Source organism: Nonomuraea sp. NPDC050310, from assembly GCF_040655795.1.
Taxonomy (GTDB): Bacteria; Actinomycetota; Actinomycetes; order Streptosporangiales; family Streptosporangiaceae; genus Nonomuraea.
Map to the genome: position 1 here is coordinate 266,883 of NZ_JBFAKP010000009.1, position 7,202 is coordinate 274,084.

At 69.0% G+C, this 7,202-nt stretch carries 8 protein-coding genes and 1 rRNA gene; 6 read left to right on the forward strand and 3 right to left on the reverse strand.

Features of this window, described 5'->3' with window-relative positions:
• The first annotated feature begins 65 nt into the window (after positions 1-65).
• From pstC to AB0I67_RS23055, 4 genes are read left to right on the forward strand one after another with little or no spacing between them, the layout of a single operon-like run.
• The gene (gene pstC / locus AB0I67_RS23040; RefSeq protein WP_357927023.1) at positions 66-926 is read left to right on the forward strand and encodes a phosphate ABC transporter permease subunit PstC; all 861 of its coding nucleotides are present in this window, start codon (positions 66-68) and stop codon (positions 924-926) included.
• Positions 926-1,816 carry a phosphate ABC transporter permease PstA gene (gene pstA, locus AB0I67_RS23045; RefSeq protein WP_357926985.1) on the forward strand — a complete coding sequence of 297 codons (891 nt, stop codon included), beginning with the start codon at positions 926-928 and terminating at the stop codon, positions 1,814-1,816. Before pstC ends, pstA begins: the two co-directional genes overlap by 1 nt.
• Positions 1,817-1,840: 24 nt before the next feature.
• Positions 1,841-2,674 carry a phosphate ABC transporter ATP-binding protein PstB gene (gene pstB, locus AB0I67_RS23050; RefSeq protein ID WP_357927027.1) on the forward strand — a complete coding sequence of 278 codons (834 nt, stop codon included), beginning with the start codon at positions 1,841-1,843 and terminating at the stop codon, positions 2,672-2,674.
• An 11-nt stretch (positions 2,675-2,685) separates the two neighbouring features.
• The gene (locus AB0I67_RS23055) at positions 2,686-3,345 is read left to right on the forward strand and encodes a response regulator transcription factor (RefSeq protein WP_357926987.1); all 660 of its coding nucleotides are present in this window, start codon (positions 2,686-2,688) and stop codon (positions 3,343-3,345) included.
• A 61-nt stretch (positions 3,346-3,406) separates the two neighbouring features.
• Here AB0I67_RS23055 and AB0I67_RS23060 read toward each other — a convergent pair whose 3' ends face one another.
• Complete coding sequence (locus AB0I67_RS23060; RefSeq protein WP_357926990.1) at positions 3,407-4,186, reverse strand: serine hydrolase; 780 nt, start codon at positions 4,184-4,186, stop codon at positions 3,407-3,409.
• A gap of 60 nt (positions 4,187-4,246) precedes the next feature.
• Entirely contained in the window at positions 4,247-5,122 is an 876-nt protein-coding gene (locus AB0I67_RS23065) for a phenylalanine 4-monooxygenase (protein WP_357926993.1), read from the reverse strand.
• Between the two features lie 113 nt (positions 5,123-5,235).
• Between AB0I67_RS23065 and AB0I67_RS23070 the strand changes: the two genes are divergently transcribed.
• Positions 5,236-5,703, forward strand: coding sequence for an Lrp/AsnC family transcriptional regulator (locus tag AB0I67_RS23070; protein WP_357926995.1), 468 nt, complete (start codon positions 5,236-5,238; stop codon positions 5,701-5,703).
• 75 nt (positions 5,704-5,778) lie between these two features.
• The gene (locus AB0I67_RS23075; RefSeq protein ID WP_357926997.1) at positions 5,779-6,987 is read left to right on the forward strand and encodes an endonuclease/exonuclease/phosphatase family protein; all 1,209 of its coding nucleotides are present in this window, start codon (positions 5,779-5,781) and stop codon (positions 6,985-6,987) included.
• A gap of 128 nt (positions 6,988-7,115) precedes the next feature.
• On the opposite strand, the gene rrf is transcribed toward AB0I67_RS23075, so the two are convergent.
• Positions 7,116-7,202 (reverse strand): 5S ribosomal RNA (gene rrf / locus AB0I67_RS23080); the annotation flags it as partial.

Genomic DNA, 7,202 nt, shown 5'->3' on the forward strand with positions numbered 1-7,202 from the left:
GGGCGACCGCGACGGGGACCGGCAGGTCCCTGGCGCGGTCGCGCCCGCGTTACGGAGAGGCGGCCATCAAGGTCGTCCTCATGCTCGCCGCCCTGGTCTCGGTCGCCACCACGCTGGCGATCGTCGCGGCTCTCGCCGAGCCGACCATCGAGTTCTTCGCCACCGTGAGCATCGCCGAGTTCTTCGGCTCCACCACCTGGGGCCCGCTGTTCAACCCGCCGAGCTTCGGCGTGTGGCCGATCATCGTGGGCACCCTCGAGGTCACCGTCATCGCGATGATCGTCGCCGTCCCGCTCGGGCTGGCCTCGGCCATCTACCTGTCGGAGTACGCGACCCCGCGGGTCCGCAAGATCTTCAAGCCCGTGCTCGAAGTGCTGGCCGGCGTGCCCACGGTCGTCTTCGGCTTCTTCGCCCTGGTCTTCGTCACCCCGCTGCTCCAGCAGATCTTCCCCTTCCTCAACCTTGAGCCGCGCAACGCGCTCAGCGCGGGCCTGCTCGTCGGCATCATGATCATCCCGATCATCGCGTCGATGGCCGAGGACTCGATGGCCGCGGTGCCGAACGGCCTGCGCGAGGGCTCCTACGCGCTCGGCGCCTCCAAGATGCTCACGTCCGTGCGCGTCGTGGTGCCCGCCGCCTTCTCCGGCATCGTCGCCGCCGTCATCCTCGCCTTCTCCCGCGCCGCGGGCGAGACGATGATCGTTGTGCTGGCGGCCGGCGCGAAGCCGGTCTTCACCGTGAACCCGGCCAACGAGATGGCGACGATGGCCTCCTTCATCGCCAGCGCCGGCTCGGGCGACCTGCCGGTCGGCTCGATCGGCTACAAGACCATCTTCGCCGTCGGCGCCCTGCTGTTCATCCTCACGTTCGCCATGAACTGGATCAGCGCGCGCCTGGTTCAGAAGTACCGCGAGGTGTACGACTGATGGCTCTCCTGTCCACCCCCAGGTCGGCGGTCCAGCTCGCCAGCAAGGGCCGGCCGCTCAAGGAGCACCTGTTCCGGGTCGCCCTGCTGTCCAGCCTGGCCATCGCGCTGGGCTTCCTCGCCGCGTTGATCTTCTACGTGGTCCAGGAAGGCTGGCCCCGCCTGGACTCGATGCTCTGGGAGAACCAGCCGTCGATCCGGCGGCCCGAGACCTCCGGCATCCAGTCGAGCATCCTCGGCACCCTCTGGATCATCGGCCTGACCATCCTGATGGCGCTGCCCACGGGCATCCTGGCCGCGATCTACCTGGAGGAGTACGCCGACAAGACCAAGTGGTACAACCGCCTGATCGATCTCAACATCTCGAACCTGGCGGCCGTGCCCTCGATCGTCTACGGCATCCTCGGCCTGGGCATCATCGCCCGCTGGATGTCCTTCGGCTTCACCATCATGACCGGCGCGATCACCATCTCGCTGCTGGTCCTGCCGATCGTGATCATCTCCGCCCGCGAGGCCATCAAGGCCGTGCCGCCCTCCATCCGCGAGGGCTCGCTCGCGCTCGGCGCCACCGAGTGGCAGACCATCTGGCGCCAGGTCCTGCCGGCCTCGGTGCCCGGTATCGCCACCGGCTCCATCCTGGCGCTCTCCCGCGCCATCGGCGAGGCCGCGCCCTTCCTCATGCTGGGCGCCGCGACCTTCATCCGGTTCAACCCGGAAGGGGTCTGGAGCAGCTTCTCCGTGCTTCCCCTGCAGATCTACGGCTTCATCACCCGGCCTCAGGCCGAGTACGCCGTCCTCGCTGCCGCGGCCATCGTGATCCTGCTCGGCATCCTGCTGCTCATGAACTCCGTGGCCATCTGGCTCCGTAACCGCTACCAGAAGCGGTGGTAAGGGACTCGAATGTCTGAGATTGGAATCTCCATGCCGAACGTGACCGTCCGTGGTCCGGAGGCGCCGCGCAACATCGAGGCGCTGGACCCGGTCTTCAACGTCGAGGACCTCAGCGTCTTCTACGGCGACTACCAGGCGGTCCGCAACGTCGACATGACCATCGGCAACCGCGAGATCACCGCGATGATCGGCCCGTCGGGGTGTGGCAAGTCGACCGTGCTGCGCTGCTTCAACCGGATGAACGACCTCATCCCGGGCGCGCGCGCCGCCGGCAAGATCACTTTCCACGGCGAAGACCTCTACGGCGACCACGTCGACCCGATCGAGGTCCGCCGCCGCATCGGCATGGTCTTCCAGAAGCCGAACCCCTTCCCCAAGTCGATCTACGACAACATCGCCTACGGCCCCCGGGTCAACGGCGTGAAGGGGAAGATGGACGAGATCGTCGAGCAGGCGCTGACCAGCGCGGCCCTGTGGGACGAGGTCAAGGACAAGCTCAAGCAGAACGCCCTGTCCCTGTCCGGCGGCCAGCAGCAGCGCCTGTGCATCGCCCGCGCCATCGCGGTCCAGCCCGAGGTCATCCTCATGGACGAGCCCTGCTCGGCCCTCGACCCGATCGCGACCACCAAGATCGAAGACCTGATGCAGGAACTGTCGCGCGACTACACGATCGTGATCGTCACGCACAACATGCAGCAGGCCGCCCGCGTCTCCGACCGCACCGCCTTCTTCACCGCCGACGTCGACGACCAGGGCGTACGGCACGGCCGCCTGGTCGAGTTCGACGAGACCAGCCGCATCTTCACCAACCCCTCCGACAAGCGCACCGAGGACTACATCACGGGGCGCTTCGGCTGATGGCTTCCGAGATGCCCGTACTGCTGGTGGCCGACCCGGACGAGCGCATCGTCTCGGACCTGGCCACGGCACTGGAACGAGAGGGTGTCTCGGTCACCGGCGCGCGCGACGGCGCCCAGGCCTTGTTGCAGGCCGGGGCATTACAGCCGGACGTGGTGCTCGTAGCAGCCACGTTGCCGGTCATCGGGGCAGTGGACTTCATCCGTGCGGTACGGCTGGCGCGAGCCGTGCCGGTCCTGCTCGGTGTCGACGAGGGGCATGCCGAGAAGGCGGTCCAGGCGCTCGCCGCCGGGGCGTCGGCGTGCGTGGCCTGGCCGTACCGGGTGCCGGAGTTGTTGCCGTTCATCCAGGCCTCGCCCAAGGTCCTGGCGGTCGGCGGGGTGGAACTGGACGTGGGCGCGCACCAGGTGAAGGTGGACGGCCGTGCCGTACACCTGCCGCTCAGGGAGTTCGAGCTGCTGCACTACCTGATGCGCAACGCCGACCGGACGGTCACCCGCGAGCAGATCATGCGCAACGTCTGGCACACGGCGGACACGGCCTCGACCAACACCATCGCGGTGCACGTCAAGCGGCTGCGAGCCCGGCTGGGCGACGTGGACGACGAGCTGATCCAGACCGTGCGCGGCGTGGGCTACCGGCTCAGCAAGCGGGGGCGCGGCGCGGCCTGACCTTCTTCGACCCTGTCCTTCACCGCGCGGCTTCGACCTGCGACGGTTTTCCCGCGCGGGCTCAGCAGGCCGCGCGGAAGCGGAGCATGAGGCGCCGGACCACGCCCTCCACGGTCGCGATGCCGTCGCCTGCCTCCGCGCTGCCCTCGGTCAGGACCGCGACCGCGTACCGCCCCGCGATGAGCCCGACGCTGGTCACCGCCCAGCGTTTCGTCGACACGCGCTTCAGCCAGCCGTTCTTGAGCTCCGTGCGCTCGCCCTTGCACGCTCCGGCGCTGACACCCCAGTCCTGCCCGTCGACGACGCCGCCCATCAGGCTCCTGACCCGCGCGCGCTCGGCGGCCGGCAGCGGGCTCGACTCGCGCACCAGCGCGCTCATCAGCCGGACCTGGTCCTCGGCGGAGGTCTTGGTGATGCCCCAGCAGTACAGGTCGAGGCAGTCCCCCGGCACGCCCGCGGTGTGCTTGAGCCCGAAGGCCCGCCCGGCCCTGGTGAAGCCCGGAGCCTTGCCAATACGCTCCCACAGCCGGTCGGCCGCGTGGTTGTCGCTGTGCCGGATCATGATGCTCGCGTCGTGCCGGGCGGCCTTGCCCAGCTTCGCCCACGGCGTCTTGAGCAGCAGCGCCATCAGGATCTGGACCTTCGCGCCGCTCGCGGTGATGAGCCGCTCGTGCCGGTGGTAGCGGTAGCTGCGCCCGGTCCTGAGGTCCTTGACCATCGCGGTCACCGGCCCCGGCCGGGTGCGCAGGAACCGGTCCAGCGACCTGGTGACCTCCTCGGACCCGGCTGGCGGGGCTCCGGTGAAGGTCAGCGTCCCGGCCAGTAACGCGTGAATGATCATCGCCCCGCTCCTCAGCTCGGCCCCCTGCAGAGTGGGACGCCGGGAGCGGGACGGGAGTTCTCAGGAAATCCGGGCAATCGACTCGTCGTCGCAACTGTCCCAGAAGCCGCCCACGACGTCCTCCAGGTGGTCCAGGGAGTCGGCCGCGAACAGCACGTCCTGATATTTCGTGATGTCGTAGTGCGTGGTGCCCATCGCGGCGAGGTCCAGCGGCCGGATGTCCATCCCGCGGAACTCCTCGATCTCCCCGTAGGAGGACAGGATGCCCGCGCCGTACGCCTTGAGCTCGTTGTCCTCCCGCAGCACCCCGAACTCCAGGGTGAACCAGAAGACCTTCGACACGAACTCCAGCGCCTCGTCGCTCTCCACCCGCCGCGCCGCCGCCCCCGCACTGCGGTACAGCCGCGCGAACCGGTCGGAGGCCAGCGCGTTGGCGTGCCCGATCACCTCGTGGATGACGTCCGGTTCCGGCGTGTAGAACGGCACCGAGTGATGCCGGATGTACTGCGTCGAGTGGAAGTAGCCGTCCGCGAGCACCCCGTAGAAGTCCCGCAGCGGCACCAGCCCGGCCGCCGGCAGGTACCGGAACCCGGTCAGCGGCTCCAGCAGCTCGCTCACCTCCTGCAACTGCGGGATCCGCTCCTCGGGCAGCCCGAGCCGCTCGGCCCCGGCGAGATACTCGGCCGCCGCGTACTTGCGGTGCTTGACCGCCAGCTCGCGCGTCACGCTCGCCCAGACCTCGTGCTCCTGCTCGGTGTACTCGGCCTCGGGGATCGGCTCCCCGCGCCGGTGATTGACCGCCAGCCCGGCGATGGCGTTGCGCCGCGCGCGGTACACCGGATCCGCGAACCCCGGGTGCGACTGGGACAACTCGACCACCACACCGCCGTCCTCCGTGGTGGAGACCGGCGCGAAGTACTGCGCTTCCTCGAACATGACCCAGATAACAGCAATTTCCTGATTCGCTGGCAAGAGCTGCTAGTTTTTCTGCCATATCCGCATAGTCCGGTACGGCTAGCGCCGGGATCGGCTGGTCGAATCGCCCAGAGGTGCACGTGGACACATTGGACGCCCGGCTGCTCGCCACCATGCGAGCCCACCCGCGCATCGGCCTCACCGAGCTCGCCCGCCTCCTGGGTGTCGCCCGCGGCACCGTCCAGGCACGAGTGGACAAGCTCGTCGCCCGGGGCGTCATCGCCGACTTCGGCCCCACGATCGATCCCGTGCCGGTGGGCTACCCGATCCTGGCCTTCGTCTGGCTCCAGATCGCCCAAGGGCGCCTCGCCGAGGCGGTGGAAGCGCTGCGTGCCGTCCCGGAGATCCTGGAGGTCCACGGCACCAGCGGCCAGCACGACCTGCTGTGTCGGGTCGTCGCCCGGAGCACCGAACACCTCCAGGAGATCATCGCGACCGTCCTGGCCTCCCCGGCTGTTCAGCGGACCGACTCGACGATCTCGCTGTCGACGCAGATCCCGTTCCGGGTCGAGCCCCTGCTCCAAGCTGCGGTCACCCGCTGAGCGTTAGCCGGCTGGTCATGTGATCGACCCCGGGGACGAGTTCCAGGGCTCGCGGCCCCGTGCCACGATCGGGGGATGAGCTTACGGCGCGTCACCCTCGTCCTGGCTGCCGCTGCGGCAGCCCTGCTTCCCCTCGCCCCGCCGGCCACCGCGACCACCGCGGCCTATCGGGGTGAGGTGCGCTTCGCCACCTTCAACGCCTCGCTCAACCGCAACGCCGAGGGCGACCTCGTCCGCGACCTCAGCACGCCGGCGAACGTCCAGGCCAAGACCATCGCCGAGATCATCCAGCGCACCCGCCCCGACGTGGTGCTGATCAACGAGTTCGACTACGACACCGCCGGGACCGCCCTGCGCCTGTTCCAGGAGAACTACCTGAGCGTCGGCCAGAACGGCGCCGCCCCGATCGTCTACGGTCACGCCTATACCGCCCCCAGCAACACCGGCCTGGCCTCCGGCTTCGACCTCAACAACAACGGCCAGGTCGTCACCACCCCCGGCGCGCCCGGCTACGGCGACGACGCCTTCGGCTTCGGCCAGTTCCCCGGCCAGTACGGCATGGCGGTCTACTCGCGCTTCCCGATCGGCGGCGTCCGCACCTTCCAAACCTTCCTGTGGAAGGACATGCCCGGCGCGGTCATCCCACCCGGCTTCTACTCCCCCGAAGAGCTGGCGGTGCTCCGCCTGTCCTCCAAGAGCCACTGGGACCTGCCGCTGCAGGTCGGCAAGCGGACCGTGCACCTTCTCGCCAGCCACCCCACCCCGCCCACCTTCGACGGCCCCGAGGACCGCAACGGGCGGCGCAACCACGACGAGATCCGCTTCTGGGCCGACTACGTGCACCCGGCGCGTTCCGGCTACATCTACGACGACCGTGGCCGCCGTGGCGGGCTGCACCCCAGCGCCCGCTTCGTCATCGCCGGCGACCAGAACGCCGACCCCTTCGACGGCGACAGCTACGCCGGGGCGATCCAGCAGCTCCTGAACCACCCGAAGATCGACTCCTCCACCGCCCCGGCCAGCGCCGGCGCCGCCGAGGCCGCCGCCCTCCAGGGTGGCGCGAACGCCTCGCACCGCGGGGACCCGGCTCAGGACACGGCCGACTTCAACGACAACGCCCCCGGGAACCTCCGGGCCGACTACGTGCTGCCGTCCAAGCGGTTGCGGGTCAGCGGGAGCGGGGTGTTCTGGCCGGTCCGTAGCGACCCGCTCTCCCGCCTCACCGGCGTCTTCCCGTTCCCCAGCTCCGACCACCGCCTAGTCTGGCTGGACCTCCGCCCCTGAGCCCTTTCCTGCTCGGAGCCCCTTCCGGCCCTGAAACGCAGAAAGGCCCGCCCGGACACCCGGGCGGGCCTCAAACACAGATGAGGCCGTACCCGATCAACGGGTACAGCCTCATCTGATCAATATTTGTGCGGCGGCGACCTACTCTCCCACACCCTGGCGAGTGCAGTACCATCGGCGCAGAGAAGCTTAACTTCCGGGTTCGGAATGTAACC